This window comes from Exiguobacterium sp. s161, assembly GCF_018619045.1.
Lineage (GTDB): Bacteria > Bacillota > Bacilli > Exiguobacteriales > Exiguobacteriaceae > Exiguobacterium_A > Exiguobacterium_A indicum.
Genome location: NZ_JACSNH010000001.1, coordinates 1,228,182 through 1,253,917, shown reverse-complemented (window position 1 = coordinate 1,253,917; position 25,736 = coordinate 1,228,182). Strand labels below are relative to the sequence as shown.

General features: G+C 46.3%; 35 protein-coding genes. 19 read left to right on the top strand and 16 right to left on the bottom strand.

Translation table 11 applies throughout. The annotated features are described in order from the left end of the window. Positions 1 to 40: 40 nt before the first annotated feature. The 4 genes from KNQ14_RS06320 to KNQ14_RS06305 form a co-directional block, all read right to left on the bottom strand. Positions 41 to 478: an Asp23/Gls24 family envelope stress response protein gene (locus KNQ14_RS06320; protein WP_023468370.1), complete on the bottom strand. Its 438-nt coding sequence runs from the start codon at positions 476 to 478 to the stop codon at positions 41 to 43. Between the two features lie 42 nt (positions 479 to 520). Continuing rightward, positions 521 to 727, bottom strand: coding sequence for a DUF2273 domain-containing protein (locus tag KNQ14_RS06315; RefSeq protein ID WP_035397250.1), 207 nt, complete (start codon positions 725 to 727; stop codon positions 521 to 523). 15 nt (positions 728 to 742) lie between these two features. After that, a complete protein-coding gene (gene amaP, locus KNQ14_RS06310; RefSeq protein WP_023468372.1) occupies positions 743 to 1,285 on the bottom strand; it encodes an alkaline shock response membrane anchor protein AmaP in 543 nt (180 codons plus the stop codon). Positions 1,286 to 1,569: 284 nt separating this feature from the next. Next, positions 1,570 to 2,019 carry a hypothetical protein gene (locus KNQ14_RS06305; protein WP_214860138.1) on the bottom strand — a complete coding sequence of 150 codons (450 nt, stop codon included), beginning with the start codon at positions 2,017 to 2,019 and terminating at the stop codon, positions 1,570 to 1,572. Positions 2,020 to 2,104: 85 nt separating this feature from the next. On the opposite strand from KNQ14_RS06305, the gene KNQ14_RS06300 reads away from it, so the two are divergent. Further along, complete coding sequence (locus KNQ14_RS06300; protein WP_214860137.1) at positions 2,105 to 2,833, top strand: SDR family oxidoreductase; 729 nt, start codon at positions 2,105 to 2,107, stop codon at positions 2,831 to 2,833. A gap of 73 nt (positions 2,834 to 2,906) precedes the next feature. Here KNQ14_RS06300 and KNQ14_RS06295 read toward each other — a convergent pair whose 3' ends face one another. From KNQ14_RS06295 to KNQ14_RS06285, 3 genes are all read right to left on the bottom strand, one after another. Next, positions 2,907 to 3,875: an LLM class flavin-dependent oxidoreductase gene (locus KNQ14_RS06295; protein WP_214860136.1), complete on the bottom strand. Its 969-nt coding sequence runs from the start codon at positions 3,873 to 3,875 to the stop codon at positions 2,907 to 2,909. Positions 3,876 to 3,937: 62 nt separating this feature from the next. Next, on the bottom strand, positions 3,938 to 4,627 hold the full coding sequence (locus KNQ14_RS06290) for an ABC transporter ATP-binding protein (RefSeq protein ID WP_050677982.1): 690 nt from the start codon (positions 4,625 to 4,627) through the stop codon (positions 3,938 to 3,940). Between the two features lie 109 nt (positions 4,628 to 4,736). Then, positions 4,737 to 5,129, bottom strand: a complete 393-nt coding sequence (locus KNQ14_RS06285; RefSeq protein ID WP_050677983.1) for a hypothetical protein — start codon at positions 5,127 to 5,129, stop codon at positions 4,737 to 4,739. 197 nt (positions 5,130 to 5,326) lie between these two features. Here KNQ14_RS06285 and KNQ14_RS06280 point away from each other — a divergent pair, with 197 nt between their 5' ends. Both KNQ14_RS06280 and KNQ14_RS06275 read left to right on the top strand, forming a co-directional pair. Beyond that, complete coding sequence (locus KNQ14_RS06280) at positions 5,327 to 5,845, top strand: DUF4256 domain-containing protein (protein ID WP_214860135.1); 519 nt, start codon at positions 5,327 to 5,329, stop codon at positions 5,843 to 5,845. A gap of 137 nt (positions 5,846 to 5,982) precedes the next feature. Continuing rightward, positions 5,983 to 6,846: a sensor domain-containing diguanylate cyclase gene (locus tag KNQ14_RS06275; RefSeq protein WP_214860134.1), complete on the top strand. Its 864-nt coding sequence runs from the start codon at positions 5,983 to 5,985 to the stop codon at positions 6,844 to 6,846. Here the strand turns inward: KNQ14_RS06275 and KNQ14_RS06270 are convergent. Beyond that, complete coding sequence (locus KNQ14_RS06270) at positions 6,808 to 7,497, bottom strand: alpha/beta fold hydrolase (RefSeq protein WP_055968224.1); 690 nt, start codon at positions 7,495 to 7,497, stop codon at positions 6,808 to 6,810. The two genes, KNQ14_RS06275 and KNQ14_RS06270, sit on opposite strands and share 39 nt — an antisense overlap. Continuing rightward, positions 7,494 to 8,339 (bottom strand): alpha/beta fold hydrolase, encoded by an 846-nt coding sequence (locus KNQ14_RS06265; RefSeq protein WP_214860132.1) that lies wholly within the window; start codon positions 8,337 to 8,339, stop codon positions 7,494 to 7,496. Before KNQ14_RS06265 ends, KNQ14_RS06270 begins: the two co-directional genes overlap by 4 nt. 39 nt (positions 8,340 to 8,378) lie before the next feature. Between KNQ14_RS06265 and KNQ14_RS06260 the strand changes: the two genes are divergently transcribed. From KNQ14_RS06260 to KNQ14_RS06250, 3 genes are read left to right on the top strand one after another with little or no spacing between them, the layout of a single operon-like run. Further along, entirely contained in the window at positions 8,379 to 8,840 is a 462-nt protein-coding gene (locus KNQ14_RS06260) for an HAD family hydrolase (RefSeq protein ID WP_214860130.1), read from the top strand. Continuing rightward, positions 8,825 to 9,043 carry an HAD hydrolase-like protein gene (locus KNQ14_RS16955; RefSeq protein WP_214860411.1) on the top strand — a complete coding sequence of 73 codons (219 nt, stop codon included), beginning with the start codon at positions 8,825 to 8,827 and terminating at the stop codon, positions 9,041 to 9,043. The genes KNQ14_RS06260 and KNQ14_RS16955 overlap by 16 nt, the downstream gene beginning before the upstream one ends. Beyond that, positions 9,040 to 9,423 (top strand): GNAT family N-acetyltransferase, encoded by a 384-nt coding sequence (locus KNQ14_RS06250; RefSeq protein ID WP_214860128.1) that lies wholly within the window; start codon positions 9,040 to 9,042, stop codon positions 9,421 to 9,423. The genes KNQ14_RS16955 and KNQ14_RS06250 overlap by 4 nt, the downstream gene beginning before the upstream one ends. Here the strand turns inward: KNQ14_RS06250 and KNQ14_RS06245 are convergent. Genes KNQ14_RS06245 through KNQ14_RS06235 form a run of 3 tightly spaced genes read right to left on the bottom strand, consistent with a single transcriptional unit; the run spans position 9,415 to position 10,813 of the window. Further along, positions 9,415 to 9,852, bottom strand: coding sequence for a GNAT family N-acetyltransferase (locus tag KNQ14_RS06245; protein ID WP_214860126.1), 438 nt, complete (start codon positions 9,850 to 9,852; stop codon positions 9,415 to 9,417). The two genes, KNQ14_RS06250 and KNQ14_RS06245, sit on opposite strands and share 9 nt — an antisense overlap. 14 nt (positions 9,853 to 9,866) lie before the next feature. After that, positions 9,867 to 10,322 carry a type 2 periplasmic-binding domain-containing protein gene (locus KNQ14_RS06240; protein WP_214729472.1) on the bottom strand — a complete coding sequence of 152 codons (456 nt, stop codon included), beginning with the start codon at positions 10,320 to 10,322 and terminating at the stop codon, positions 9,867 to 9,869. Beyond that, positions 10,319 to 10,813 carry a sigma-70 family RNA polymerase sigma factor gene (locus KNQ14_RS06235; RefSeq protein ID WP_214860124.1) on the bottom strand — a complete coding sequence of 165 codons (495 nt, stop codon included), beginning with the start codon at positions 10,811 to 10,813 and terminating at the stop codon, positions 10,319 to 10,321. Before KNQ14_RS06235 ends, KNQ14_RS06240 begins: the two co-directional genes overlap by 4 nt. 144 nt (positions 10,814 to 10,957) lie before the next feature. On the opposite strand from KNQ14_RS06235, the gene KNQ14_RS06230 reads away from it, so the two are divergent. The 7 genes from KNQ14_RS06230 to KNQ14_RS06200 all read left to right on the top strand — a co-directional run bounded on the left by KNQ14_RS06230 (position 10,958) and on the right by KNQ14_RS06200 (position 15,677). Further along, positions 10,958 to 11,977 (top strand): serine hydrolase domain-containing protein, encoded by a 1,020-nt coding sequence (locus KNQ14_RS06230; RefSeq protein WP_371743329.1) that lies wholly within the window; start codon positions 10,958 to 10,960, stop codon positions 11,975 to 11,977. Further along, the gene (locus tag KNQ14_RS06225; RefSeq protein ID WP_214860123.1) at positions 11,974 to 12,384 is read left to right on the top strand and encodes a group-specific protein; all 411 of its coding nucleotides are present in this window, start codon (positions 11,974 to 11,976) and stop codon (positions 12,382 to 12,384) included. The genes KNQ14_RS06230 and KNQ14_RS06225 overlap by 4 nt, the downstream gene beginning before the upstream one ends. Further along, on the top strand, positions 12,381 to 12,941 hold the full coding sequence (locus tag KNQ14_RS06220; RefSeq protein WP_214860122.1) for an AAA family ATPase: 561 nt from the start codon (positions 12,381 to 12,383) through the stop codon (positions 12,939 to 12,941). Before KNQ14_RS06225 ends, KNQ14_RS06220 begins: the two co-directional genes overlap by 4 nt. A 100-nt stretch (positions 12,942 to 13,041) precedes the next feature. Next, complete coding sequence (locus tag KNQ14_RS06215) at positions 13,042 to 13,848, top strand: phosphotransferase (RefSeq protein WP_214860121.1); 807 nt, start codon at positions 13,042 to 13,044, stop codon at positions 13,846 to 13,848. 38 nt (positions 13,849 to 13,886) lie between these two features. Then, positions 13,887 to 14,318, top strand: coding sequence for a hypothetical protein (locus tag KNQ14_RS06210; protein WP_214745896.1), 432 nt, complete (start codon positions 13,887 to 13,889; stop codon positions 14,316 to 14,318). A gap of 204 nt (positions 14,319 to 14,522) precedes the next feature. After that, the gene (locus KNQ14_RS06205; RefSeq protein ID WP_251138279.1) at positions 14,523 to 15,353 is read left to right on the top strand and encodes a DUF2268 domain-containing putative Zn-dependent protease; all 831 of its coding nucleotides are present in this window, start codon (positions 14,523 to 14,525) and stop codon (positions 15,351 to 15,353) included. Positions 15,354 to 15,362: 9 nt separating this feature from the next. Continuing rightward, entirely contained in the window at positions 15,363 to 15,677 is a 315-nt protein-coding gene (locus KNQ14_RS06200; RefSeq protein ID WP_214860119.1) for a hypothetical protein, read from the top strand. 58 nt (positions 15,678 to 15,735) lie between these two features. Here the strand turns inward: KNQ14_RS06200 and KNQ14_RS06195 are convergent, their stop codons facing one another. Beyond that, the gene (locus tag KNQ14_RS06195) at positions 15,736 to 15,876 is read right to left on the bottom strand and encodes a hypothetical protein (protein WP_214860118.1); all 141 of its coding nucleotides are present in this window, start codon (positions 15,874 to 15,876) and stop codon (positions 15,736 to 15,738) included. 345 nt (positions 15,877 to 16,221) lie between these two features. Here KNQ14_RS06195 and KNQ14_RS06190 point away from each other — a divergent pair, with 345 nt between their 5' ends. The 4 genes from KNQ14_RS06190 to KNQ14_RS06175 are packed head-to-tail and all read left to right on the top strand — an operon-like array spanning position 16,222 to position 20,919. Then, complete coding sequence (locus KNQ14_RS06190; protein ID WP_214745905.1) at positions 16,222 to 16,917, top strand: ABC transporter ATP-binding protein; 696 nt, start codon at positions 16,222 to 16,224, stop codon at positions 16,915 to 16,917. Between the two features lie 27 nt (positions 16,918 to 16,944). Next, complete coding sequence (locus tag KNQ14_RS06185; protein WP_214860116.1) at positions 16,945 to 17,718, top strand: hypothetical protein; 774 nt, start codon at positions 16,945 to 16,947, stop codon at positions 17,716 to 17,718. Between the two features lie 19 nt (positions 17,719 to 17,737). Further along, positions 17,738 to 20,374, top strand: a complete 2,637-nt coding sequence (locus KNQ14_RS06180) for an ABC transporter permease (protein ID WP_214860114.1) — start codon at positions 17,738 to 17,740, stop codon at positions 20,372 to 20,374. A 17-nt stretch (positions 20,375 to 20,391) separates the two neighbouring features. After that, on the top strand, positions 20,392 to 20,919 hold the full coding sequence (locus KNQ14_RS06175; RefSeq protein ID WP_214860112.1) for an HAD-IIIA family hydrolase: 528 nt from the start codon (positions 20,392 to 20,394) through the stop codon (positions 20,917 to 20,919). Positions 20,920 to 21,110: 191 nt separating this feature from the next. Here KNQ14_RS06175 and KNQ14_RS06170 read toward each other — a convergent pair whose 3' ends face one another. Beyond that, positions 21,111 to 21,842 (bottom strand): hypothetical protein, encoded by a 732-nt coding sequence (locus KNQ14_RS06170; RefSeq protein ID WP_214860110.1) that lies wholly within the window; start codon positions 21,840 to 21,842, stop codon positions 21,111 to 21,113. Between the two features lie 771 nt (positions 21,843 to 22,613). Between KNQ14_RS06170 and KNQ14_RS06165 the strand changes: the two genes are divergently transcribed. Together KNQ14_RS06165 and KNQ14_RS06160 are read left to right on the top strand one after the other, a co-directional pair. Continuing rightward, positions 22,614 to 23,273 carry a hypothetical protein gene (locus tag KNQ14_RS06165; protein ID WP_214860108.1) on the top strand — a complete coding sequence of 220 codons (660 nt, stop codon included), beginning with the start codon at positions 22,614 to 22,616 and terminating at the stop codon, positions 23,271 to 23,273. 5 nt (positions 23,274 to 23,278) lie between these two features. Then, entirely contained in the window at positions 23,279 to 24,535 is a 1,257-nt protein-coding gene (locus tag KNQ14_RS06160) for a hypothetical protein (RefSeq protein ID WP_214860106.1), read from the top strand. Position 24,536: 1 nt separating this feature from the next. On the opposite strand, the gene KNQ14_RS06155 is transcribed toward KNQ14_RS06160, so the two are convergent. Both KNQ14_RS06155 and KNQ14_RS06150 read right to left on the bottom strand, forming a co-directional pair. Beyond that, complete coding sequence (locus tag KNQ14_RS06155) at positions 24,537 to 25,067, bottom strand: nucleotidyltransferase family protein (protein ID WP_214860104.1); 531 nt, start codon at positions 25,065 to 25,067, stop codon at positions 24,537 to 24,539. Beyond that, a complete protein-coding gene (locus KNQ14_RS06150) occupies positions 25,064 to 25,651 on the bottom strand; it encodes a TetR/AcrR family transcriptional regulator (RefSeq protein WP_214860102.1) in 588 nt (195 codons plus the stop codon). The genes KNQ14_RS06155 and KNQ14_RS06150 overlap by 4 nt, the downstream gene beginning before the upstream one ends. Positions 25,652 to 25,736: the final 85 nt, after the last annotated feature.

The window sequence follows — 25,736 nt, the reverse complement described above, 5'->3', positions numbered from 1 at the left end:
AAAAAAGACCCGACGATTTTCGTCGGATCTTTTGACTTCCTTATTGCAGTTCTCGGCTCTTTTCTTCTTGTTCGTTGTTCGATTTATTTTTTGCTTCAAATTCAGCGCGTGTCATGACGTCCTCAACGTGCATGTTGACTTCGACGACTTCAAGTCCTGTCATGTCACTGATTGATTTTTTGATTTTTGCGACCGTCTCTTGGAAGATCGACGGAATGTTTTTACCGTATTCGACGATGACTTTTAAATCGAGTGCGACTTGGCGTTCGCCGACTTCAGCACCGATTCCTTTCGTGATGTCTTCCGAACTCCGGAGACGATCCGTCAGTCCACTCATGAATCCACCACTCATTGACAAGATGCCTGTCACTTCATTCGACGCGATTCCTGCGATTTTTTTGATGACTTGATCTTCGAACGTCAATTTATTCTCGCGTACTACTTCGTTTTCAGTTGTTGTGTTTACTTCGTTTGCCATTTGAAATCTCTCCTTTTGAATGTTTAGTTAGTAATATATGAATCAGTCCCGTTGAAAGAACTGAATCCACCCTTCGATATCAAGCGCACCATCGCGCCACTTCCCAATCAAGAATCCAATCGCTGCGAAGGCAACGATGAGGATCGTCGGACCAAAGCCAATCGTCAAGAATAAGATGGCGAGGATTAGACCGACAAGTCCTCCGATCAGTCGGAACCGATACGGATAAAGTGCTTCCCTTGTCTTCATGTTCCCTCTCCTCTCTTAGACGACACGTTCTGATGTTTTCGTTTTCGTATCACTGATCGTGACCTTCGTACTCGTGACCGGCAACTCGAGTAAGGATTCGACGGCTTGTTTAGCGCGTTCTTGAATATCCTTCGCGATCGTCGGAAGCCCCTCTTGTCCGAAGACCGAGCAGTCGACTTTTAAAGCGACCGTCTCTTTTTTCGAGTGGATGTCGGCATGGACACGCGGTGTCCGTACGCCACCAATCCCACGAATCGACTCCAGTGCCGTCCGTTCGATCGTTTCCTTCGAAATCGTGATCGTTCCGTCACCCGTTTGAATCAACAGACGTTGACCTTTTGAGCGGCTGAATAATCCTGTGAATAATAGAATGACGAATACGAATGCTAAAAAACCTCCAATGGATAGAACGGTATAGCTATACCATTGCTGATCCTGCCACTGCTCGATTAACGAACTGAGCCGTGGAACATCATACACACCGAGCACAAGCAGCCCTACACTGACGAGTCCGAGTATGCCTATGATGACGAGTAAGAATCGATTGAACCCATTCATCTGCACCTCTCCTTTACGATTGTTAACTTCTTTCACCTAGGTGATTCAACACATGAAATATTATGTGTATGATGTGTTTATTCCCGTTCATTCGAATCCGAAACATTTACATACACTTCTGTTAAAATGTTCATATATTATGATTATTCAGACTATATTTAGCGAAACAAGTGGATTATTTACTATATTTAACGAAAAAATACCTCTTCTATTCAAAGAAGAGGTCAACGATTCATTTATTAACACTAAACATACATCCTGTCAATATATTTTTATCTTGCCTTTCATTTCACTTCAATCGGAAAGGCGAAATCGCCATCACCTTCTTTCCAGTCGGCTGTAATCTGGTAGACGTATCGTCCGGGAGTCGTCGGGACGGAAATCTTCCCGGTCTTCTTATACGTTTTAATTTCTTTTTTATCCTCGACCGACCATAGAACAATCGTGACAGACTTCGGAGTTGGCTCCTCTTCAAAGCGAATCATCAAGCGATCTTCAGGATTTGCTTGCGTACTCGGATCGCCTTTTACTAAATCGACGGCTTCCGACTTCGTATCAGCTACTTCTCCACGAAACATCCCTGACCAACTATAAGTGCCGGTATACACCTTCACGTCGCGACCTTCGATGGTTACAGTAGGTTCTGGTGGTTGATGCCGAAATGGATCAAGCGATAAAAACCATCCGATTGCCATTGCAATCACAATCAATCCAATAAAGAGATACCGTTTCATGAATAAGCCTCCTACACAATGTTTTCAAATCAATAAAAGCGGCAATACCTCTCAAGGAGTACGTTATTCAGAAGGAGGAGTTCAGATGATTCAGGATAAAGTCGTCATCATTACAGGAGCATCAAGCGGGATTGGGGAAGCAACCGCTAAAGAACTTGCAAAACAAGGCGCAAAACTCGTTCTTGCTGCACGCCGGGAAAATCGTTTGCAAGAACTCGTCAAAGCCGTTGAAGCAGAAGGTGCTCAAGCCGTCTATCAAGTGACGGACGTCACTGATCGCGAGCAAGTCGATGCACTCGCTAAGCTTGCGAAAGACAAGTTCGGCTCAGTGGATGTCATCGTCAATAACGCGGGACTAATGCCACTATCACACCTCCATAAGAATCAACAGGATGAATGGAATACGATGGTCGACGTCAACATCAAAGGAGTTCTCCACGGAATCGGAGCCGTCCTCCCGTACATGCGCGAACAAAAAAGCGGGCACGTCATCAACATCTCGTCCGTCGCAGGTCACGAAGTCATGCCGTCAAGCGCCGTTTATAGCGGTACGAAATTCGCCGTTCGCGCCATCACGGAAGGTCTTCGTAAGGAAGAATCCGTTGAAAATCATATCCGCGCAACGATCATTTCACCGGGAGCAGTCGATACGGAATTGAAGGACCATATCTCGGATGAAGAGATCAAACAAGGAATTGGTGACTTAAAAGCCATCGATGCGAGCGCGATTGCGCGTGCCATCGCCTATGCCGTTAACGAACCAGAGGATGTTGCGATCAACGAGATCTTGATTCGTCCAACGGCTCAACGTTAATTATTTGTAGATTTGTAGATTTGTAGACAGGACCCCTCATTAGCCAAACAGCAAACTAGGGGTCCTGTTATGTTTAGAGTAGTCGCTCCGCGATGAGCTGGTACGACTGCAATCGTTTTTCTTGATCAAAGGCATTGTTAATCAGTAAAAATTGATCCGTTTGATAACGGGTTGCTAATGCCTCAAGCTCTTGCGCAACGACATCCGGTGTTCCAACAATCGCTCGCCGGCGATCTTTACGAATCCGTTCCGCTTGCACGTCATTCCAGACCTTTGCTTCTGTCGTCGTAAACGACGGAACGATCGAATTCCCGAGTCGGACGCCTTGAATCCAAGCATCTTGCGTCCGAGCGAGCCGTTCGGCCTCTTCTTGTGTCGGGGCACAGATGACGAAGACACAGACGATGACGTTCTTCCCACCTGCCTCGCGATATGTCGAGAGCGTCTCTTCCCAACGATCCGGATTGATGAAGTGACCAAAAACGAGACCACGATCTTGTTCTGCTGCAATTCGCGCACTACGTGGCGACAGACCAAGGATCGAAATCGGTGACGGTTGACGGTCACGCGGTGTAGTCTTGACGATCCGGTATGGGTGTCGATTCGATAAACCGTCTGTTAAGAAACCCGCCGTTTCATTGACGAGTCGACTAAACTCAGCTGCCCGATTTTTCTCTCCATCCGTCAACGCAAGTCGTGTCCGTTCGCTCCCGCCCGGAGAATTACCGATCCCGAGTTCGATCCGCCCCGGATAAAACGCATCAAGCGTCGCAAAGCTCTCGGCGACTTTCAGTGGATGATACTGCGGCAACAACACTCCACCTGAACCAAGCTTGATTTTTGACGTCTTCGCACCCATTCGGGCGATGAACAACTCCGGTGCCGCACTGAGCAACCCGTTCGTATTATGATGTTCGGCGAACCAGTACCGTTCATAACCGAGTCGCTCGGCTTCTAAGACGAGTCGTTCCGTCGCTTCCATCGTCGCTTCGACCGTATCGCCCTCATGTAACGGCACTTGATCCAGTATTCCTAGTCGCATCACGCATTCCTCCTCTACCCTTTCAGTGTAAAGGGTGGAGGAACGGAGTTCAAAAACGAGGCTCAGACTCGCACGAGACGATCTTCGATGATGACGCCATCTCGCATCTCGATCGTTCGGTTCGCCCGCTCTGCGAGTGCCGGATCGTGGGTGACGAACAAGACGCCGCAGCCCTTCTCTTCGTTTAATGACCGTAAAAGATTGAAAATGATTTCTCCCGTATCCGTATCGAGATTCCCTGTCGGCTCATCGGCAAGCAACCATTTCGGTTCATGAACGAGTGCTCGGGCAACGGCGACCCGTTGCTGTTGTCCACCGGAAAGTTGCGACGGCAAACTGCCTGCTTTATCAGCGAGACCGACTTGCGCGAGTAACTGCTCGGCGCGTTCTTTTTTATCGTATGGTACTTTCCGACCGAACAGAGGCGCCATGACATTCTCAAGCGCTGTCAGCGTCGGAATCAAATGAAACTGTTGGAAGATGAAGCCGATGTTTTCGAAACGGAAATCGGATAGTTCCTTACTGTTCAATTTATTGATCGGCTTTCCGTCATAATGCAACTCCCCACTCGTCGGACGATCGAGGGTTCCGATCAGGCTGAGTAACGTCGATTTTCCGGATCCTGAAGGTCCAATGATCGAGATGAAGTCACCTGCCTCAAGCGTCACATCGATGTCTTGTAACGCATGTGTCTCGACACCGTCTCCCGAAAATGATTTTCCCATCTGTTTGCATTGAAATGTTCCTTCCATATGTAAGCCCTCCATATATTCGTGATACCGTACTATTCAAGAATTTATTGGGAATTCCTTCTAAATGAGAGGAAATAAAAAACAGCATTCTTGAGGAACAAGAATACTGTCAAGAAACACGTGGTTGAATGGAGACGAAATTTTTACGATAGACGAGTTCATACGGTAAGACGAACAATAGGCAAGCGAGAGCCGTGAATTGGATCATGCTACCGAATGGTGGTAACGGAGACAGTGACGCATCATGCCACGCTTCATATAGACCGATGAATAGAAATAAGACGACAGCACTCGTCGTCACGTAGATGAGTAGACGAAGGGTTAACGGATAGTGGCGAACAATCCACAACATTGGTAAACCAAAGATAAAATAGGATAACGTCATCGCAAACGTTCCGAACTGATAGACGATCTCAAAGTCGATCGTCGTCAAGAACGAATACGCTGTGAACGCTAAGAACGAAAGAATCGTCACAACAGCCGCATAACTGATCCAGCGCATACGGTTGGGCTCCTCTCCTGAATGTCGTTCCTGTTCGCGCAATCGCGACAGAAACCGGATATGTACAATTAGTGTAGGCAGTCCGATTTCATTTGTCAATTGTCTTCAGATTGACTTATTCAGTCACTAAACGATTGCACGGGAAGCGGATTCATTGAATAATGGAAAAAACGGACTAGGAAAGTGAGGTTTTACCGATGGAGGACCAATTCACGAATTTTCGTGATCGTTTTGAAGCTACTCCTGATCGCCACGAGGGTCTTTCGTATGACGAGGTCGAGTCACGACTGACGTCTTCGAAACAAGCAGCCCTCGCTTGGATGGAACAGACAGGCGGAGAGCCGAATGTCGTAACCCTTGATGGACGATTCGTCATCGTCGACACTGTCAAAGAGAGTCCGTCTGGTCGTCGAAGCGTCTGTCTGGACGAATCCGCTCGACTTGGTCGAAAGAAAAATGCGCCTGCCGCAAGTGTCGAGTCGATGATTGAGACGCTAGAGGTGCACCTCTTAACACCTGAACAGTATCAAACACTGCAGACGCAGTTTTCGTTTGACGAAAAAACCTCCAGTTGGCTTGCGACGCCGGACGTGATTCGTCAAAAAGGTGGCGCTTTATTCGGAGATCGTCGTTATGAGACGACGTTCATCTATCACAATGGGGCGGATTCCTATTATGCGAGCCGAGGATTTCGTGTCTGCATTAAGCTAGACTAATCAAAAAACACTCTACGATTAAAGTAGAGTGTTTTTTGTAAATTATAGGTAATAAAACCCAATTATGATATGATGGTCGATGAATAGAGGAGGTGGACGTCATATTTGTATTGGGATTGATTGTGGGTGGTCTTCTCATGTTGATCAGTTTCCGGTTATTCCGCCAGCAACAGCCGGATACAATCGCATTGTGTAAAGATATCTTCTACGTGTTCGAAGTCCAGCCGGAATATCGGTTTCGTTATATCAGTCCTTCCCTCGATGACCATATGGGGAAAGGCGTGGCAGCAGCTAGCTACATGGATCCAGACGAGTGTTTCGCGCGGATTCATCCGGAAGACATCGAAGTCTTGATGTCGAAGATTTCGGGCGACTGTGACTACGATCAGCCATTTCGGCAACGCTGGCGGACGAATGACGGAACGTACATCTGGTTCGAAGAATATGCGACACCAATTCGTGAAAATGGACAGATCGTTGCCATCCAAGGGGTGATCCGTAACATTGACGAGCAGTTGAAATCACAACAGGTATTGCTTGATCAATACCGGATCGATGCTTTGACACGTCTTGGTAATCGCCATGCCTTCAACGAGGCTGTCCGCACGCTCGATCAAGATAAGACGACTTATGGGTTGATTCTGCTTGACTTGAATGAACTAAAAGAACTCAACGATCGGTTCGGTCACGCGGTCGGTGATGCCTTGCTTGAACAAACTGGACTTTGCATCCGCCGCTTGACAGATCATGGCTACCGGATCGGTGGCGATGAATTCGTCTTGATTGATGAGAGTCCGTCGATTGAGACGTTTGAGGGATTCGTCGAACACGTTCGCTCGACGTTCGCGACGCACGAAATCGAGCTCGCAATCGGTGCCGTTCATACAACAACAGGACGCCGTGTCGACGACGTCCTGCATGAGGCAGATGAACAGATGTATCAAGAGAAGATAAACGAACGCTTAAGTCGTCAGCATGGATTGATGCGCTTGAAGCAATAAGGCGTTGAAGCGTTCCGGTTGATCGAGATTCGCCGTATGCCCGGCTCCCTCGACTGGTAAAACGATGACGTTTGGCACATGTTCCGCAACGAACGCGGTTGCGTCGACTTCGTATGTTTCATTCGTTCCGTTTAGGATGACGACCGGTAAGGTGATCGACCGCAGCATCGTTTCCGTCAGTGCCGGGAAACGGAATGTCATCAAATCAAGGACTGCCCGCGCCGTCGTTTTCCAGGCAGGACCATGCAACTGTTCGAACTGGTCGGCAATTTCCGGTGCTTGTTGTTCGAGGTCGAGGAAGAACTCTCGTTGCTTGCGCATCAGCGGCTCCATCGCTTTAGGAATGAATGGTGAAAAACCCGTGATACATACCCCTTCGAGTTCGTCCGGTGGATCGAGTGCCAGTTGCATCGCAAGCGTTGCGCCGAGCGACAACCCGAGAATCCATCCTGGACCTTCCTGTGCCATCCGTTCGCGGATGGCACGTGTTGCTTGTGATAAGTAATCTTCCGTTGCCGGTCCCGTCGTCATTCCGTGACCAGGCAGATCAATCGGAATGAACGTAAAATCATCCGCTAAAGCGGATAGCTGTGGTGCAAAGTGTGTTGCTGCCGTCCCCATTAAACCATGCAATACGTACATACGTGTCATACGGTAAACTCCTTAAATTGATGTAGTGTCAATATCGCGTTTGCGATGACGTCCGGACGATCGCGATGCATCAGGTGCGATGTTCCCGGAACGAACGTCACGTTCGCCTGATAGGATAGATTCGCCTGTCGCTGAATCAATTCCTGCCATTTCTCTTCCATCCGCTCCAGTTCGTCTTTTGGAAAACCAGCAGCAATCATCGTCTCGATTGACTGCGCTTTGTCCCGTCCAAGAACGGTCAACGGAACACCGAGATCGCGCATGCGTGGTTGAAGATCTTTCGCATCATCTTTCCACTGCGAGATGATCGCATGCATCGAGCGGTAATACGCCGGGTTCCAATCCGTGCGGTCATCCCCGTCCGGAAAACGGTCACGTAAATCAGTTGCTTTTGATAGTTCCGCAAACCGGTCGATCCAGACAGCGTCATCCCCTTCTCGGTCGAGCACTGGTGTATCCAGCTGATCGAGTTCTGCTAAATCAATGGACGTCGCATCCACGAGGACGAGACCGGCGACGCGTTCTGGATGATGTAAAGCAAAAGCTTGAGCGACGAGTCCACCATAGGAATGACCGACGAGTGTGACTGGAGTCGTGATATCTATCACGTTAAGGAACTGGTCGATTTGGCGTAAGATGCCGGTCGTCCCGTCGATGTAATCCTCCGACCATTCGTGTGGATGAAAGCTGACGACGCGGTAGTCCGGTGTCAGTTTAGTCAGAATGTCCGCCCAGTCCTGATACGTCCCACCGAGCGAGGGTAGAAGTAACAACGGTCGACCTGTCGAACCGTCATCATAATACGTCACTTGTTTTCCCTGATGTTGCATAATTCGTTCCATTATAATCACTCCTCTAAACTTTGAAAGATGGTGTTTACCTTGATTCGTGCCCTATTGTTTGATTTAGACGAGACGTTACATGACCGGTCCGGTTCTCTTCCCTATTTCCTTCGGGATCAGCATCAACGTTTTCGTGAAGTTGCGCATGTTCCGATCGACGACTACATCACGACGTTCTTGGCGCTTGATCAAGAAGGACGCGTCTGGAAGGACGTAGTCTATACGGAAATGATTCGTCGCTTCCAGTTGTCGCTTTCTGTTGAAGTACTGCTACACGACTACGTGACGCGTTATCCGATCTTCGCACGGAGCTTTCCGGGAGTCGACGCCTTTTTTGCGCAATTACCGCCTGAGCTACCCATCGGCTTACTGTCGAACGGTCGGACGACGTTCCAACGTGCCGTCTGTGACGCAATCGGACTGTCACCCTCCTTTACGCAGATCGGGATCTCGGAACAAGAAGGCGTCCGTAAACCGGATTCGACATTTTTTTTCGCTTAACGGACCGTTTAGGTGTTCGCCCGGACGAAGTCCTTTATGTCGGCGACAATTACGACCACGACATCTTACCGGCACGCGCCCTCGGCATGCAGGCGATTTGGAAGCGCACAGGCGATGTTCCATTGATCGACACCCAATTTTCGGACTGGTGCCAGTTACCTGCTCTACTCCAAGACCTGATACGAAAGGAGAACCATCCATGACGGAACAGATTCGCCGTTTCCAACCTGACGATTTTGAGCAGATTCATCGATTGAACGCATTAGAAGGGTGGCAGGATCTCGTTGCTGATCAAGAGCGGACCCGCAACGCGTGGATGAATGCAAATGCCGCTTTCGTCCTTGAGTCTGACGGAGAAATCCTTGCCTATGTCCGCGCTTTAACGGACGGTTCAGTGACGACGTTCGTCTGTGAGCTCCTCGTCAGCCGAAACGCACGCAAGCGTGGGTACGGACAAAAGTTGCTCGATCACTTGCAACTCACCTATCCGACGCGGATCGATCTCCTGGCAACCCGTCAAGCTGCTTCTTTTTATGAACAACAAGGATTTCGTGCTTTCCATGGTTTCCGTAAATCACGATGAAGCGAGTGATTTCGAATAACTCGTGCTCGTTACGCTGTAGCCCATCGCTTGATAAAAGTGATGGGCTGCTTCGCGTTCTGGTCGATTACCACTGTTCAGTAAAACGGCAGTTGCTCCTCTTGCATGCGCCCAGTCTTCCGCTGCTCGGATCAAACGGCGTCCGATTCCCTGCCGACGATGTTTCGCGTTGACGACAAACGCGACGATTCGGACATAGGTCGTATTATGCTCGAACGCTTGCGCCTGAAACAGACCGACGCAGCCGAGAAGCATATCGTCGTCTTCTAACACAAGCAATTCATAATCCGGATGACGAGTGATCCGCGAAAATCGTTCGCGTAAGACGTCCTCGCTTGCCGGATAACCAAGTGGCGTCATCAATCCGACCAATTGTGGTAGATCGTCTGTTGTCCAAGACCGGATGGTCATATTTCTCTCCCCCCTTATCGTGTGGGCGACAGAATCATCACCCGTTCTCGACCCTCTTCCTCACCGACGACCAGCACGTGCTCAGATACCGGATCGTCCTTGACTTGATAGACGGTAAACGCATCGAGGTTCGACGCAAAATCAGATGTGTCCTGTTCTAGTTGCGTATCAGTCAAGACATCATCCGTGACACCGAGTCGCTTCCCTTTCAGCTGTTGCCAATCTGTATCCGTAATTTTTTTGGCTACCGTGTATAACTGTTCATCATAATACATGCCGACGACCATCGATTGCGACGATTGCTCGGGAACGGTCTCATGCAAGGAACTAAAGCCGATGATCGTCAGACCGGCAGCGAGACAAGCAGCTTGTAACGAGCGCCGGCGCCGTTTCGCTTTGCGAATACCTTGGATTGTCCGTTGCCTGACAGATGACGGTACGTCGATCAAGATTTTTGGCTCGTGATTCATAGACTCATCCCCTTCTGTCGTCGTACTTTCTCGAGTGCGCGGTACAACGTGCTTTTGATCGTACTCAGTGGCACATTGAAGGTTTGCGCAATCTCTTGCAATGACAAATCTTCTTCATACCGGAAGTAGACGAGTGATCGCTCGGTCGGCTCGAGGACATCCAGTAAATCGTCCAAGTACAAGCGATCGACGAGACGCTCTTCAAACAACGTCGTTTGACTGGGTTCGATCGCGAGCGGCTGAAACGACGCTCGATGTTGCTGGAAAGCGCAATTCATCGTGATGCGCGTCAACCACGTCTTAAAATACGAAGCATCCCGTAAACTCTTTCGCCCACGCCATGCCCGGTACGCGACCTCTTGGACGTTCTCAAGCGCTGCCGCCTCCTCTTTCAGATAAATGAAGGAAATACGGTACACATAGTCTTCTTCTGCGAATAAAGCTGCTTCAAAAGCAACGTCGGATAATGCTGCACCTGACTTTCGAAACACATCGGCATCCTCCTTTTTGGCAATCACTCCCCTATTAGATACGCGACACGATTAAAAAGTTTCATTTTTTTCAAATTTTTCTTATAATTCCCTTTTCTTGCATGAATGAATTCGATAGGATGGGAAGCAGAGAGGATGATGAACGTGTACAAGAAACTTATTGCTTTACCGGAGCTTACGCATCTCGAAGGGGCGGTCTCCATCCACCAGCAAGGTGAACAAACCTTTAGCCATGCTAACGGATTCGCACATCGGGGCTACCGCGCATCGAATGCAGAAACGACACGCTTCGGAATTGCTTCTGGTGCGAAACTTTTCACGGCGGTCGCCATCTTACGGTTAGTCGAGGAAGGAAAGGTAGCACTCGACGAACACGTCACGACGATTCTACCGGACATAGGAATCGATCTAGACGGTGTGACCGTGCATCATCTGTTAACCCATACGTCAGGCATCGGTGATTATTTTGACGAAGCGACGATGACCGATTTCGAGGAGGTTTTTCAAGATTTCCCGATGTACCGTTTGCGTCGTCCCATCGATTTTTTACCGTTGTTTCAGGACCAAAAAAGACTGTTCACTGCGGGCGAACGTTTTCATTACAACAATGCGGGATACATCCTGCTCGGCCTCGTGATCGAACAATTGACGAAACAACCCTTCTCGGATTACGTGACGAACGAATTATTCGCTCGTGCGCAAATGACACAGTCTGGTTACTTCCGACTCGACTCCCTACCGGCAGATACAGCCACCGGCCATATCGAGAATGAAGACGGTACATGGCGAACGAATCACTATGCGTTACCAATCATTGGGGGACCAGATGGCGGTGCCTTCCTCACAGCATCAGACATGGAACATTTCTGGCGAAGTCTTCTGACGCATCAATTGCTGTCCGAATCGATGACCGCGCAACTGTTTCTTCCTCACGTCAAAGTCAACGATGTTGCGTCTTATGGTTACGGCGTCTGGCTGAAACGACTCGACGCCTCGCACGAGAAGTGGCACATCATGTGTTACGACCCGGGTGTCAGCTTTCATTCCGCCTATTATCCACAATCGGAAACAATCGTCACCGTCTTATCGAATACGTCTGACGGAGCCTACGCGCTCGTTCAGGCCATCGAACAACTTTTACTTGAGAAAGGAATCCATACATGAACCTTTATATCGCTTCTCGCTTTGATCACACATTGACCGTCCGCTGGCTCCGCGATGAACTCCGCTTGCGTGGACACGATTTAACATATGACTGGACGATGAACAATCGGGCAGAGGATCCCGAAGCATTACGAAAGATTGGTCTTGCTGAATTCGAAGCCGTACAACAAGCGGACGCCTTCGTGCTTGTGTTACCAGCAGGAAAAAGTAGTCACGTCGAACTCGGGATTGCGCTCGCGACGAATCGTCCGATTTACTTATGCATGCCGGATGCGACCTACTTCACCGGACCATTGGCCAGTACGTTTTATCATATCGGACGGACGACCTCTTGCTTCGGAACGAAAGAAAATTGGCTCGCGCAGATTCTCGCCGATCGCTTACCGGAAGAACAACTGACGTCATGAGGACCGTCCTGTTGACGATTGGACCGACCCATGCCGGGAAAACGACGTTCGCACGACAGCTTGCTCAACGTCTCTCATCAAGCCTTGTCATCGATCAAGATCTTCAAGCACGTTTTTTGCTCGAACATTATCCAGACCTCGTTCCAACAGAAGGACCAAATCAGATCAAACATGACTTGACGGGATGGTTGATCGAACAGGCAATCACGTCTTCCGTTGAGACGATCATCTTATGTAATGCCAACACCACGCAGACCGGTCGTAAACAATTATTAGATCCATTCTCCCGTTCGACGTTCCGCTCGATCCTCGTCTGGTTCGATTTACCCGAAGTGACAATTGCAGACCGACTGATTCACTCCAAACGCGATGGACGAGAGATTCGTGGCGACTCGTCGTACTACGACATCTATCAGCGGCAACGAATCGAGCCGCCAGTTTCCGGTGAAGCGGACAAAATCGTTCGTCTTCGTTCGACGGAAGACGTTGACACATTCCTCGATCAAGTCACGGATCCGTCGCTTGACGCTCTCTTCGATGCGGTGTCGACTGATTGAAGAACAGGACAATTGTGCGTAAAGCACCCGCTTCTTCATCAACGCATGCAAAAAGACTAACCGATATGTAACCGATTACAAAAAGAAAGAAGGAACACTCATGTCTGAAGAACAACGATTGACTGGCGGAAATGTCTCCGCTGTCTATCAAAAAGGTGAGCATGTCTATCGCTCACAAAAAGAGAACAGCAACAACGTCCAACGGTTATTGCGCCACTTAGAAGCTAAACGCCTATCCGGTGTTCCCCGTTTCGTCGGTATCGACGAACAAAATCGAGAGATCCTGACCTTCCTCCCTGGCGAAACGGCCGATTATCCCCTAAAAGCATACATGTGGCATGATGACGTATTGGACGATGTCGCACGTCTGATGCGCCAGTATCATGACGCGACAGTCGACTTCGACGTCTCACCGGACTGGGCACCGTTGCTCAATACCCCGACTCCATACGAAGTCATCTGTCACAACGATTTTGCCGTCTACAATACGATTTTTCAGGATCAAAAACTGAGTGGCGTGATTGACTTTGACCTCGCGGCACCCGGTCCGCGTGCTTGGGATATCGTCTATACGCTCTATACGTTCGTTCCGCTTAGCAGCAGACGACAAGCACCTGACGAATCCGTTCTTGCTTATTCACCAGAGCAAGATGACACACGTTTCGCCAAGCGAGTGAGTCGGTTCCTTGATGCGTATGGCTATGAAGGACCGCGTTCTGAACTCCTATCCATGTTATTGTTACGCGTCGAAGCCCTCTATCTTTTGATTGATCAAAGAGCTGCGAACGGTGATGCTGCCTTCATCAAGATGAAAGAAGAGGGTCACGATACACATTACCGCGAGGAATACCGTTTCATCGCGGAACATGGGGAGAAGTGGTTCATCGATAAACCTTCGATAACATAATGTTCTACGACATCGATCATCACAAAGGAGTGATTTTTTTGAAGATTATTGATCTCGATTTTTTACTGACGACTGAAGAATATGATCTCGAACTGGATACGATGTCGTTAAAGGCGAACGACCATTACGCGATTGATTTCTATTTTTATGGCGCTGACGAAACATTCAATCTTTTGATTGACGATCCTTCGCGCGATTACTTTTTGATGCGTTTCGAAAAGTACGCCGTTTTCCTAGGAACGTTGCAAGAGCATGGCATCATCGACGACAGACTCCGAAACCCTTGTCCGGTCGTGAAGTCAAAAGAATCGATATTTGGAGAGTTCGCTGCAAAGTATATGAAAACGAAGGAAATTTATACGGAACGGGGGGACTTGCACTTATTTGCCATCAGGACACATGAACAGGATTTTTACATTTTGTCCTACAGTGATCCAATCATCATTGATCATATGGCGAAAGAGGATTAATTGAACAGCAGATGTTGTTACACCCTAAAAAAAGAGGAGTATGAACGTATATTGAAAAAATCACTGACCTTACTTTTCGCTATCCCCTTCCTGTTCTTAACTGCTTGCACGGAACAAGAGAAGACAACACGACCCTCTACTCAACAGATCTTAAAGAGTGAAAAAATACAATCCGAATCTGTAAAAATCGATGCCGAAAGTAAATTGAACATTGTTTTTCTTTATGAACCATACAAACAATATCTACAATCGTCCTTAAAAAACAATGATCCTGAAGAAGATAAAAAGAATTATGCGAAATATGTCTTAAGCTATATCGACAAAATCGGGGAAAAGGAGCAGTTTGCGACAGCCGACTTGAAAGGTTTCCCAATGTTGCAATCAACCGTGTACGAACAAGAGCTACTCGACAAAATCGAGGACTTGATGAAACAACAAGATGACATTACAAAAATCATTAAAAAAAATTACATCGCTTCTCATAAGATCCTTCCCAAAAAGAAAAGTACCATCATCGTCGCTCCGGTTAATCCTGAATCCTCTTTCGATCTTCAGTCAATGAAAGGTGTTACAGGAGCAGCCTATAAAGATGCATTCATTCTCTATCTGGATACAAACTACGATAAAGACATCCTGGCATATTCGACGGCACACGAATATCATCACTTAGTCCTCAAGGATACACCTGATTTTAGTTTAAGTACGACTCTTAATTCCGTCATCGTCGAAGGAAAGGCAGATGCCTTTGCCGACCGAATCGTCAAAGGCGTCTCCCCTCCATGGAATGTCGAAATGGATGAAGTAACGAAGAAACATGTCGTGCATCTGGTCAACAGCTATGAAGTATCACAACTCGACTTCGTCGTAGGTAACAAACAAAAAGAGATTCCTCGCTGGAGTAACTGCATTTTGGGACGTGATATCCTCAATCACTATTTTGAGTCGCATCCAGATCAGTCCATTGCTGACTGGACCTATACGAATCAAGCAGATATCTTAAAAGGGTACACGTATCAAAAGATTCTTGAACAATGAGGTGCTTTCATGAAATACATATGTCCCGTCTGCGGATATGCGCAAATGGACGACGTTGCTTATGACGAAAATGGTGACGCTTCGTTTGAAATTTGTTCTTGCTGCGGCTTTCAGTTCGGAGTAGACGATAATGTCGAAATCGAGGACGGTATCTTTTTATCGAGAAGTGAGACACATGAATTGTATCGCTCAAACTGGCTCAAAGAAGGTGCTAAAGTCTTTAGCCCTTATGCCTTTGAGCCTGGTACAGGAAAGGGTGAACCTTTAGCGAGAACGGCTTTGAAAAAACAATTACGAGCAATTCATATCAGACTAGAAACATAAAAAAGGAGCGCTGCTTTTCACGATGACTCGTGTGAGTTCGTGCTTCTTTTTTATGTCATCATGCTTGAAGCTCGTGCATCATCAACATAATTGTCATGCTAGTTCCTTGATCCGGATGATTTTCAATCGTTACCTCATCGTCAGGTGAAGCAATAATTCGTTTGAAGATCGACGGACACGCCAAGTAAATCAAGGACAAGTCGAAGTAATTTCTTCGTCCACTGTTGTTCCTGAGAAGCAGAAGAATATTTTTAATGTCTTCGACTCCACTACTCTTTTCGTTCCTTACGCCTCTCATCGTCTTAAAAAGATGGTGGTATCAATTCACAGGAGCTTCAGCATGATTCTTCTACTAATGCATAGCCATTTCTTACGTCTTCGTTTCATTTTAAATATCTCCCTAGATTGGGGTTAATCCAATCTTAGAGAGAAGTTATAAGAAAAACATAAATGAGTAAGGATTTCGAAAATAAAAACACAATAGACAAAATTTTCTAAAAATAATACACTATATTTAACCAAATTATGTAAAAGGAGTGGCCACATGAATATTACCTTTCAAGATGTTTCGCACTCGTTCGAGCGAAGCGGTGTCCGGACCGATGTCTTGCATCAACTAAATGGACAATTTTTGCAATCGGAAGTAACGGCACTCGTCGGTCCGTCCGGGTCCGGAAAATCGACGTTCCTTAGTCTCCTTGGTTCGCTCGATCGTCCGTCGTCCGGTCAGATTCTCTATGACAGACAGGACATTACGTCTTGGAAGAACAAACGGTTATCACAATTCCGCTCGCAAGAGATCGGCTTCATCTTCCAGCAGTTTCACTTGTTACCTGCACTGACGGTGTCTGAGAACTTAAAGGTCGCCTTGTTAAAGCAAAAGACATCCTTCAATCAAGAGGAGCGGATTCTCGAGCTGCTCGAACGGGTTGGACTCGACGATAAACGGAATGCTTTACCGGCTCAATTATCCGGTGGACAACAACAACGGGTCGCGATCGCCCGTGCCCTGCTTCACCATCCGCAATGGATTCTCGCGGACGAGCCGACCGGTAATCTTGATTCCGTGACCGGTGACGCAATCTTCGAATTGTTACTAGAGCTGCATCGTGAAGCCAAGTGTGGCGTTTTATTTGTCACACACGACCTAGAACTCGCCGAACGTGCTGACCGGATTCTCTTCATGCAGGATGGACGAATCGTCGAAGATCGCCGGAAGCGTACGGTGCAAAGTGTTTAAGTACTGTTTAAAGGGAGGTGTCTCGCGTTGTACACGTTTCGTGCCAAATTAATCACGAGCTTTATCGGCTCACTTGTCGTTTTTCTGTTGCTGTCGGTATCGACGCAGTCTGCGTATGAAGCGTTTCGGAATGCGGACTTCTCGGAACAGGAGACGACGATCGTACGAGATTGTAATCATGATGACTTATCAAAACTTATTTTCAAAAAAAATAGTTGTACACTCGATAACACAATCGACGAAAATTCTGAAGGTGAAATTTTAGGTATAAGTACAGGTAAAACGGAAAAAGTGGATAGAACAGCACGTGGAAAAGCCAATGCTACCAAGTCGCCAGGCTTTTTAGAATCAGCAGAAGAACAGGCAGGCTCTAGTTTTTCGATCATCCTTCTCTTGTTGCTTCTTGTCGGAAGTTTCATCATTTATTTTGTAATCAAAAAAAGAAAGCGACTCACAGGAAAACATACTTTTGAGAGTGCGGAGGATATGCAAGATCAATCAAACTTTTCTTTCAAGAATAAAACTTCTTCTACAATCACTCAATCGATGCCTACTCCTCCTATCGAATCACTGCGCTTGATGTTGTTTGATTTTAATCAACGATTACCACGTGCCCTCAAACGGCGAAGTCATGAATCGTTGACAGACTGGACGGAGCGCATTCATCTGGTGACGCCACTCTCTCCTTACTTCGTCACCCGCTACGCAGCGCAAGCAGAAGTAGAAGCACTCGATGCACAAGCGATTCACCATTTCGGACAAGATCTTGCGCTTTATTTAAAGACGCAGATCTCCCAATAACAAGCAAAGGAGACTACATATGTTACGCTTTGTCATCAATCAATGGCGTCGGCAGCGCGGGAAGTTCATCCTGACGCTCGTCGGTGCGCTCATCATCAGCGCTGGACTCAGTCTGATGTTCAACTTGACCGATTCAAGTCAGGGAACGGTCGAACAAACATTACAAAAGAAATGGTCGTCTGCGTATGACATCGTCGTACGACCGAAAGGCAGTCAGCTTGCAAGTGAGTCGAATGATTTACTCGAACCGAACTATTTAAATGGTATCAATGGTGGAATTTCCTTTGAACAATACCAACAAATCAAACAAATGAATGCGATTGATATTGCAGCTCCGGTTGCTATTATGGGATATGTAAACGCTGTTACTTCGTTTAAAAATGTATTGAAGTTTCCAAGCGAACCCGGTATGTATCGTCTAACAGAAACGAATTTTATCGAAAATGGTTTTACGAGAGAACGTCAATCACATAGTGTCATCCATATCTCTCAAGGTACGAAAGTAAATGTTCCGAAAAATGCTTCTTTTTTCAATGAACCCATTGAAACGTTTAAAAATGCAATTGCAAGAAACCCAGTATTGATTGTTGGAATTGATCCTGTTGAGGAAGCTCGACTTGTCGGATTAGATAAAAGTGTTCGCTCAAATAAAAAGTCTAGATATTTCAACAGCACAGATCAACACCAATCCGGAAACTATCCGGACGAACACATCATACCTGTCTTAATAAATCCAAACTCCTTTAATAGAGGAAGCTATGAATATACAATCGAAAAATTAGATGCCCCTTTTAAAACAGAGCAGGATCAACAGAAGCTGATTGATAGTCTAGTAAAAAAACAACCGAAGCGTTCAGTTCTTCGTTCAGCGTTAACTACGTATCCTGCAAAAAAAATACAGCATCTCGAAATTCCAGCATCTAAAGTGGAAGAAAACTACCTTCAAACACTTATAGAAAAGACAAATTCTACGTATGTTGATATGGCAAGCGCTGAAGGAGCCCAACTACTATATAAATCTGGACCACTCTCGTTTAAGCCAGCTAATAGTCCATATCCAAGTCGCTGGAAGACTGCCTATGAAGTATCGGCTTCGCCAACTGAGATCAAAAATTGGACATATGGAAAACAGTTTTTCCCTACAAAAGGTTTCCGTTCCCTTGAATCCGTCGGACGTAAGATCAAAAAACCAAAACCAGGTGAGTTGGATACCGTCTTCCCATACCTTGCATTCAATGTCTTCGGACTATACGATCCAAATAACATCAAGGTCTCAAAAGACCCGCTGAACGAGTTACCAATGGAAACTTATCGTCCTTCGTCTGCCGATCTTGTTTTAGATGCGAAGGGGGAACCTGTCAACCCAGCGAAATCGATTGATACGTCTGGTAATCCCGTCGGACTGTTGACGAGTTCTCCAAACATCCTGACGACGATTGACAGCGCGCGAGCAGTCAATGGTGAACAAGCCATTTCTTCGATTCGCCTTAAAATCAAAGGCGCTTCGACCGTCAGTGAAGCATCGGAGCAACTACTCCAAGACGTGAAAAAGCAAATCGAGCGAGAAACCGGGCTCATCGCTACGATAACTAAGGGTTCTTCCCCACAACCGGTCGTCACGAAAGTCGTCGAACAAGGCAAAACACTCAGTTGGATCGAACAACCATGGGTTCATATCGGTGCTGCGATGACGATCTTCCGCGAGATGAGCGTCGGTTTTTCCGGTGTTATCTTCGCGATGCTCGCGGTCGCGATCGTCTATGTCCTCGCGACGAGTTATGTCTCGATGCTCGCCCGCCGGAAAGAATTCGCCGTCTTACTCGCACTCGGCTGGCGGACGAAGGATCTTTATAAAATTGTCTTGATCGAGGCGGCGATCCTCGCCGGATTCGTCTCGACAGTTGCCTTAATTGTCGAAGGAGTCTTCTCGTATGTTCGTAACGAAGCGATGAACGGCTGGAGCCTCCTCTGGATCGCGCTATTCAGTCTCGTCATCTACTTCGCTGGCGCGACCTGGTCAGCGTGGACGATTCGCCGCATCTCACCGTACGAAGCAATTAAGACTGGCGAATACGCGAAAGCGGCTCGTGTCGGACTGAAGCTTCGTTCGACCGTGACATTGGCGCTAAAAGAACTAATTGGGAAATGGAAGCGTAATAGCCTGTCCGTCCTCTCAATCGCTCTACCGACGGCGCTCTTGACGTTCTTCTTATTCGTGACGTTCCATTTACAAGGTGTTCTTTATACGTCTTGGCTTGGTCAATTCGTTGCCTTACAAGTCGGTCCGATGCATTACGTGACGATGGGTGTTGCAATCACGATCGCCATTTTGACGACGGGTGAGATCATGTGGCAAAACGTCACCGATCGCCGCGCCTCACTCGCCGTCTTAAAAGCACTCGGCTGGACGAACGGTGCGATCCGACAATTGATTGTCCTCGAAGGTTTCCTTGTTGGTCTGATTTCTGGAGTGATTGGGCTGATTGTCGCCTACACGACGATTTATGTCTTGTACGATCTTGTTCCATGGAATGAACCGTTATTGATTGGTGTATCGCTCGCCTTACCGATTCTATTCGGTGTCATCGCTGCCTTCATCCCAGCACAACTAGCCGCACGTGTGCAACCGTATCAAGAACTAAAAGATGCTTCGTAATCAAAGGAGTTGTACACATGAATTCTATTCAGGCAATATTTCTTGATCGAGACGGAACGATTGGTGGAGATGCCACCGTCCACTACCCTGGAACGTTTGCGTTATTTTCTTACGTTCCTTCGCTAATCGAACGCTTACGCAATCAAGGGATTTTACTGATTGCGTTTACGAATCAACCTGGTATTTCAAAAGGATTGGCGCGTGAAGAGGATTTTCGAACAGAATTACAGAACTTCGGCTTTGATGATATGCTGATTTGTCCGCATGCAGCGGAAGATTGTTGCACTTGTCGCAAACCTTCACCTGAATTATTATGGCAAGCTCAAGTAAAACACGATCTCCGACTCGATCAATGTGTCGTCATTGGGGACCGATGGAGTGATATGATGGCAGCTGCGCACGCCGGGTGTATCAAAATCTTAGTCCGAACCGGTGCCGGAGAGAGCTCCATTCGTGATTACGCTGACCGGGTGGAACAAGCAAACGTCGACTATATTGCCAACGACTTGACGGACGCGATCGCTTGGCTCGATACGCAAAACTAAACAAACAAAAAGGCGCGCTTCCGCAATGGAAGTCGCGCCTTTGTTATTTCTTCGAATGTTTCGATTGCGAAGATGAGAGGATATTGTGCGCTAACACAAATATGAGTGCAAATCATGTCGTAAGTATTGTACCACCGCATCCTTTAGATGATACTTTAATGGTCTCACTCCTGAAATGTAACAATTACTAGTCATATTTTGTGACTCATAAAGTATGTGATATCTTTTAAAAATTGATTTTTCTCTTGTAAATTCAACATGTAACTATTTTTCTCATCATAACGAGCTACATAATACATATTTGGATTAGCTCCAAGTTCAATTCGTTTACACCATTCATGAAACGTTTCTGAACTCAGTCTTTTCAAATTCAGAGGGAGTGTTTGATTTAAACGTTTGACAGCATCTCGTATGGCATTATTTAGTAAAGTCTCTTCATCCTCATAAAAGTTAGTCACATTATGATTTATCATCGTCGTTTCTTCTGATCTAGATTGACTTAGATAAGGGTTTTTATTAAATAGGACGTTACGCTTTTTCCATGATCGAAGTCCGTATAAAAAAATAATAATGAGAGCTATTATAAAGAAATAATATTTCATGTTTTTAATATTCTCGACGACGTCATTTATGATTTTTTCTAACTTTGATTTTTTTAATTTCGCCGCTTTCACATCTTCCTTAAATAAGTATACTTTCGGATCTACAGAATTCATTTTTTCACTTTTCCCCTTTGTATCCTTAGGCGCGTATCGTGGTTTTAGTAGATTAGGAAGTATCTCGCTTGCAAGTCTAAAGTATTGTCCTGAAGAAGCATCAAGAGATTTTTTTTGATAGTAATTGTATGCATATGAAGTTGATTCTTTAATAATACATATCAAAACAATAACCAATAGTATGTGTAAGACTATTTTTTTTAGCATGACTTAATCAATCTCCTTTCAACTAATGAGGAAATACCAGAAGGTTTTTCTCAATATTCTGAATTTATGTTATGTAAAAGATTGAAGGAAACTTCTAGGGATAGCATTCTTGCATGTAGAGAGACAATAGAAGAACGTAAGCGATCTCGTCGACGACAATCAACTCGAATGTATTTTGATGTTATTGTAACTTCAAATTAATACGTAGTTTTTGCTCCCTCTAAAATCTAGACGTAACTCTAAAAAAAACTCTCTTCAAAAAGTAGATAGTATTGATTGTTTCAACTGTCTATTTTTTGAGGGAGCATATCACAATGGGAGTCGCGCATTTGTTATTGCTTCGAACGTTTCGGTTGAGAAGATGCGTAGACACTGACCGCCAATACAAATAAGATTGAAAACCATGTCCAAAATGACATGCCACCGCCTCCTTTAAATGATGCGTAGTTACTTTAACTACCTTCTTGTTCTTACCAATAAATCCCTGCAACCATTTATTAGCAATTTTTCGTAATAGATAAAGCGCGTAAGTGATCGATGAACAGTCTTCTCCCTGAGAATGATATGAATACTTCCGAGTGACACGTTTATAGATAGATTAAAACCTGACATGTTGTTTTCACTTATGTTTCAATGCGTCTTATATTTAATCTACTATCATAATGCAATAGTCTAAATTTTCCCGCCTTACAATTATGTAATAATTTTCAATAACCCTTCATTTTTAATAGATTCACGTTACACTGAACGTACGAAACAGAGGTGAATACGTTGCAATTAACATTTGAGTACATGCCTTATTATTACGATGATGATCATCAGTTGATTCCAAATGATTTTTCAGACCCTGATAATCTGCGCTTCGTCATCGAACAAGACTACACGTCAGCTTTTAGCATCTTTACGAATCCAGACGATGAATCCTCCTCATTTGAAAGTTCATTTCTTGAAGAGTGGTTTCATCGATTACAAGCTTTCCCATTATTCGTCTGTGTAGAGGTGAATCGTTATGACGAAGAAGAGTTTGAAGCGTTATGTCGCTTTTGTTCAATTACATACAACGATTTGACACCACTTGCGGACAAACGTTTCATCGTCGCTGAACTGAAGCATGCCGAAGACTTTCAACGATTGTATTCTTACATCCATCCCCACGCGAGTTGGAATGATCTCGTTATCTGGTCGACCACACCAAATGTCTTTCGGATTGAATACCGAACGTACTACCACTCCGAACGACCAGAAAAAACGGTCATTATCTCCATGCAGGAAAACATGTCCGTCTTTGCGTTCAGCTACGATGCAGATGTCGTCAATGTTGTCTCGAATCAACCGTTTTTTGAGACAGCCGATCGCTTATTCCAAACCTTACCTGACTTCGTCATTCCGACTTTAGATGACGATACTGAAGACGTACAAGAAAAGGAGTGAATCCCTTGGATACTTTAACGAAACAACTGACTGAATATATGCTCGAGAAATATCGTTTAACCGATTATGTGCTTCATGAATCGTCCTACACGCAAAACAAAAAGAACGATCAAACCGCCTACTCTTTTGAAACGTTTTGGATTCCGCGCGGTACATCAATTATTGAGGAAGAAGATGGCACGATGCTTCCTGAAGGAACTGTACAGATCGCGATAAATCCTGTCACGAAGCACACGACGACGTTATCCTTACATGGTCCGATCTCTCTTCATTCCGTGCCTGACGATTTACGTGATCCAACCACTCGGATCGCTTGGCTCGAGTCAGAGACCGGCATGATTCATGACACGCATTTCATGCTCGAAGAAGACGACGAAACATTTTTCAGTTATGTGAGTTGTCACGACGGGATCCGGCTTTCTCCCGGTTGCTTCATCCATCTGACATTAACGGAAAATGGTCAACTTGATGAGTTGTTCCAATATGGTCCTCATCCGCTTGATCTTCATGTGAATCAGGAATCTTTCGCCTTAACACTTGAGGACATCGAATCGCTAACCAAACAACAAATAAAATGGTTTTCCTACCCTAAAACAGGACATCAATACGCGCACACCGTCGCCGAGACGTTTATGACGCAAGAAGGGGCTATCCTTGTTCCAAGTAAACTAGATTTCACGTCCTCTATCGAAGTGAATGATGTGTTATCTTGGACAAGTTTACCGTCTAAGACGCATAAACGGCATCCGGATCAATCTGGAGAAACCGTGACGGCGAATGACGTGATCAGACAGATCGAACATCCGGATTTTCATCCGATTCCGCAGGAGACGATAAACGATTGTCGTACCTTAATCAAAGACATCATTCAAAACGAGTACCCTGCCGATTCCGGACAATGGACGATTCGGTACATTTACCGGCAACATCCCTACCTTGCTGTCACGTTGTCACGCGCGCACCCGACGTCCTATGTTGATCAGCAGCGACGCGTCACGATTCTCCTTGACGAAAAGACACTTGACTGGATTAGCTTGACCGACGATCAGGAACTCCATACCGCGCTCGCATCCGATACTCCACCGGAGCTCGAGGATGATCAGCAAGATGTCATTTTCAATGCATTACGTCCGTACCTTTTGCTCACACCGCGTTATGTGTTTGACGCTTCAAAAGGTCACTACGTTCTTTGTGGCTTGCTCGATTCAAATCATGCTTACTTACCGGCAACGAACGAAGTCGTTTTATTGCGCGACTTATGAGTCAGTTCAGCCATTGATCTATCCGATTCCTTATTGCTTTTGGAAGAACGAGTCGTCTCAGCTGTTCCAGTCGTTCTCGGTCAGCTTCCTGCTTAGCAAGACAGTGCTCAATCATCGCGACCTTTTGTTCCCGTCCTGGAATCAGTTGATAAATGACATACCAATCAACGAGTGACATGAACGGACGTCCAGCTGAATCGATCGATTGTTCAGCAAACGGATAGACGAACACGCCCTCGTCATGGCGAATCTGCAGTCCGCTCATCAGATCGATATCGATTCCTTCGATGATGAATTCCTGGAACACTTCCGTCGCGTAAAGTGACGTCTCGTCTTGTTCAAGGACAGTTCCCATCTCAGATAACAATAGGACTGCCCGTTCGGCGTCCGCTAATGCGACGACGAGATCAATGTCGAGAGGAGTGACAGGAAGTCCATGCTGCGCCAACAATAATGAACCACCGATACCAAAATGAATCCGTTCTTGCTGCAAACACGCGACGACTTTTACTAACACTTGCTCAAGACTCATCGTCGGAACCCCGCTGCTCGAAACGGTCCTTCCATCGAAATCGTAAAGATGATTCGCGCAATTTCATCCGGTGATGTCTCATTTGGGTGGCTCAACCAGGATTCGATGACACCGAGATGGGCGGCTGAGAGATAGGCAATGAGATAATTTTCTGGAACGAGCCGTTCTCCTTGTTCCGATAGTCCCGAGAACAGAATCTGTTGCATGTAATCACGGACCCGCTTCCGAAACATCCCGTCACTCGTCGGACTGAGTAAGATCCGCATCAGCGTTCGGTGTTCATAAAGAAACGTCAGAAACGGAATGATGCGTCGGTACGGTGAGTCCTCTGTTTTGTTGATCAGGACGAACGGAATCTCCCGTTCAAACGTCGCTTCAATCTTTTCAAAAATCTCATTCGTCATCCGCTCGAGCAGTTCGTATTTATCCGCGTAATGATGGTAGAACGTCCCGCGGTTGACTTCCGCCCGATCCGTCAACAACTTGATCGTCACAGCATCAAAACCAACTTCGTCGATCAGCTGAAGGAACGTCTCACGAATCCTCCTGTCGGTCCGAATAACGCGTAAATCCTGTTTTTTCATCGAAATCGCCTCTTTCTTCAACAGTTTGTCGGAATGTGTCGCTTAAGCGACAGATGGACGTCAACTGGTCATTGCTCCCAATTTC

Coding starts and splice junctions, on each gene's coding strand:
- KNQ14_RS06320 (WP_023468370.1), bottom strand. CDS start 478: ATGGCAAACGAAGTAAACACAACAACTGAAAACGAAGTAGTACGCGAG.
- KNQ14_RS06315 (WP_035397250.1), bottom strand. CDS start 727: ATGAAGACAAGGGAAGCACTTTATCCGTATCGGTTCCGACTGATCGGA.
- amaP (WP_023468372.1), bottom strand. CDS start 1,285: ATGAATGGGTTCAATCGATTCTTACTCGTCATCATAGGCATACTCGGA.
- KNQ14_RS06305 (WP_214860138.1), bottom strand. CDS start 2,019: ATGAAACGGTATCTCTTTATTGGATTGATTGTGATTGCAATGGCAATC.
- KNQ14_RS06300 (WP_214860137.1), top strand. CDS start 2,105: ATGATTCAGGATAAAGTCGTCATCATTACAGGAGCATCAAGCGGGATT.
- KNQ14_RS06295 (WP_214860136.1), bottom strand. CDS start 3,875: ATGCGACTAGGAATACTGGATCAAGTGCCGTTACATGAGGGCGATACG.
- KNQ14_RS06290 (WP_050677982.1), bottom strand. CDS start 4,627: ATGGAAGGAACATTTCAATGCAAACAGATGGGAAAATCATTTTCGGGA.
- KNQ14_RS06285 (WP_050677983.1), bottom strand. CDS start 5,129: ATGCGCTGGATCAGTTATGCGGCTGTTGTGACGATTCTTTCGTTCTTA.
- KNQ14_RS06280 (WP_214860135.1), top strand. CDS start 5,327: ATGGAGGACCAATTCACGAATTTTCGTGATCGTTTTGAAGCTACTCCT.
- KNQ14_RS06275 (WP_214860134.1), top strand. CDS start 5,983: ATGTTGATCAGTTTCCGGTTATTCCGCCAGCAACAGCCGGATACAATC.
- KNQ14_RS06270 (WP_055968224.1), bottom strand. CDS start 7,497: ATGACACGTATGTACGTATTGCATGGTTTAATGGGGACGGCAGCAACA.
- KNQ14_RS06265 (WP_214860132.1), bottom strand. CDS start 8,339: ATGGAACGAATTATGCAACATCAGGGAAAACAAGTGACGTATTATGAT.
- KNQ14_RS06250 (WP_214860128.1), top strand. CDS start 9,040: ATGACGGAACAGATTCGCCGTTTCCAACCTGACGATTTTGAGCAGATT.
- KNQ14_RS06245 (WP_214860126.1), bottom strand. CDS start 9,852: ATGACCATCCGGTCTTGGACAACAGACGATCTACCACAATTGGTCGGA.
- KNQ14_RS06240 (WP_214729472.1), bottom strand. CDS start 10,322: ATGAATCACGAGCCAAAAATCTTGATCGACGTACCGTCATCTGTCAGG.
- KNQ14_RS06225 (WP_214860123.1), top strand. CDS start 11,974: ATGAACCTTTATATCGCTTCTCGCTTTGATCACACATTGACCGTCCGC.
- KNQ14_RS06220 (WP_214860122.1), top strand. CDS start 12,381: ATGAGGACCGTCCTGTTGACGATTGGACCGACCCATGCCGGGAAAACG.
- KNQ14_RS06215 (WP_214860121.1), top strand. CDS start 13,042: ATGTCTGAAGAACAACGATTGACTGGCGGAAATGTCTCCGCTGTCTAT.
- KNQ14_RS06200 (WP_214860119.1), top strand. CDS start 15,363: ATGAAATACATATGTCCCGTCTGCGGATATGCGCAAATGGACGACGTT.
- KNQ14_RS06190 (WP_214745905.1), top strand. CDS start 16,222: ATGAATATTACCTTTCAAGATGTTTCGCACTCGTTCGAGCGAAGCGGT.
- KNQ14_RS06180 (WP_214860114.1), top strand. CDS start 17,738: ATGTTACGCTTTGTCATCAATCAATGGCGTCGGCAGCGCGGGAAGTTC.
- KNQ14_RS06175 (WP_214860112.1), top strand. CDS start 20,392: ATGAATTCTATTCAGGCAATATTTCTTGATCGAGACGGAACGATTGGT.
- KNQ14_RS06170 (WP_214860110.1), bottom strand. CDS start 21,842: ATGCTAAAAAAAATAGTCTTACACATACTATTGGTTATTGTTTTGATA.
- KNQ14_RS06155 (WP_214860104.1), bottom strand. CDS start 25,067: ATGAGTCTTGAGCAAGTGTTAGTAAAAGTCGTCGCGTGTTTGCAGCAA.
- KNQ14_RS06150 (WP_214860102.1), bottom strand. CDS start 25,651: ATGAAAAAACAGGATTTACGCGTTATTCGGACCGACAGGAGGATTCGT.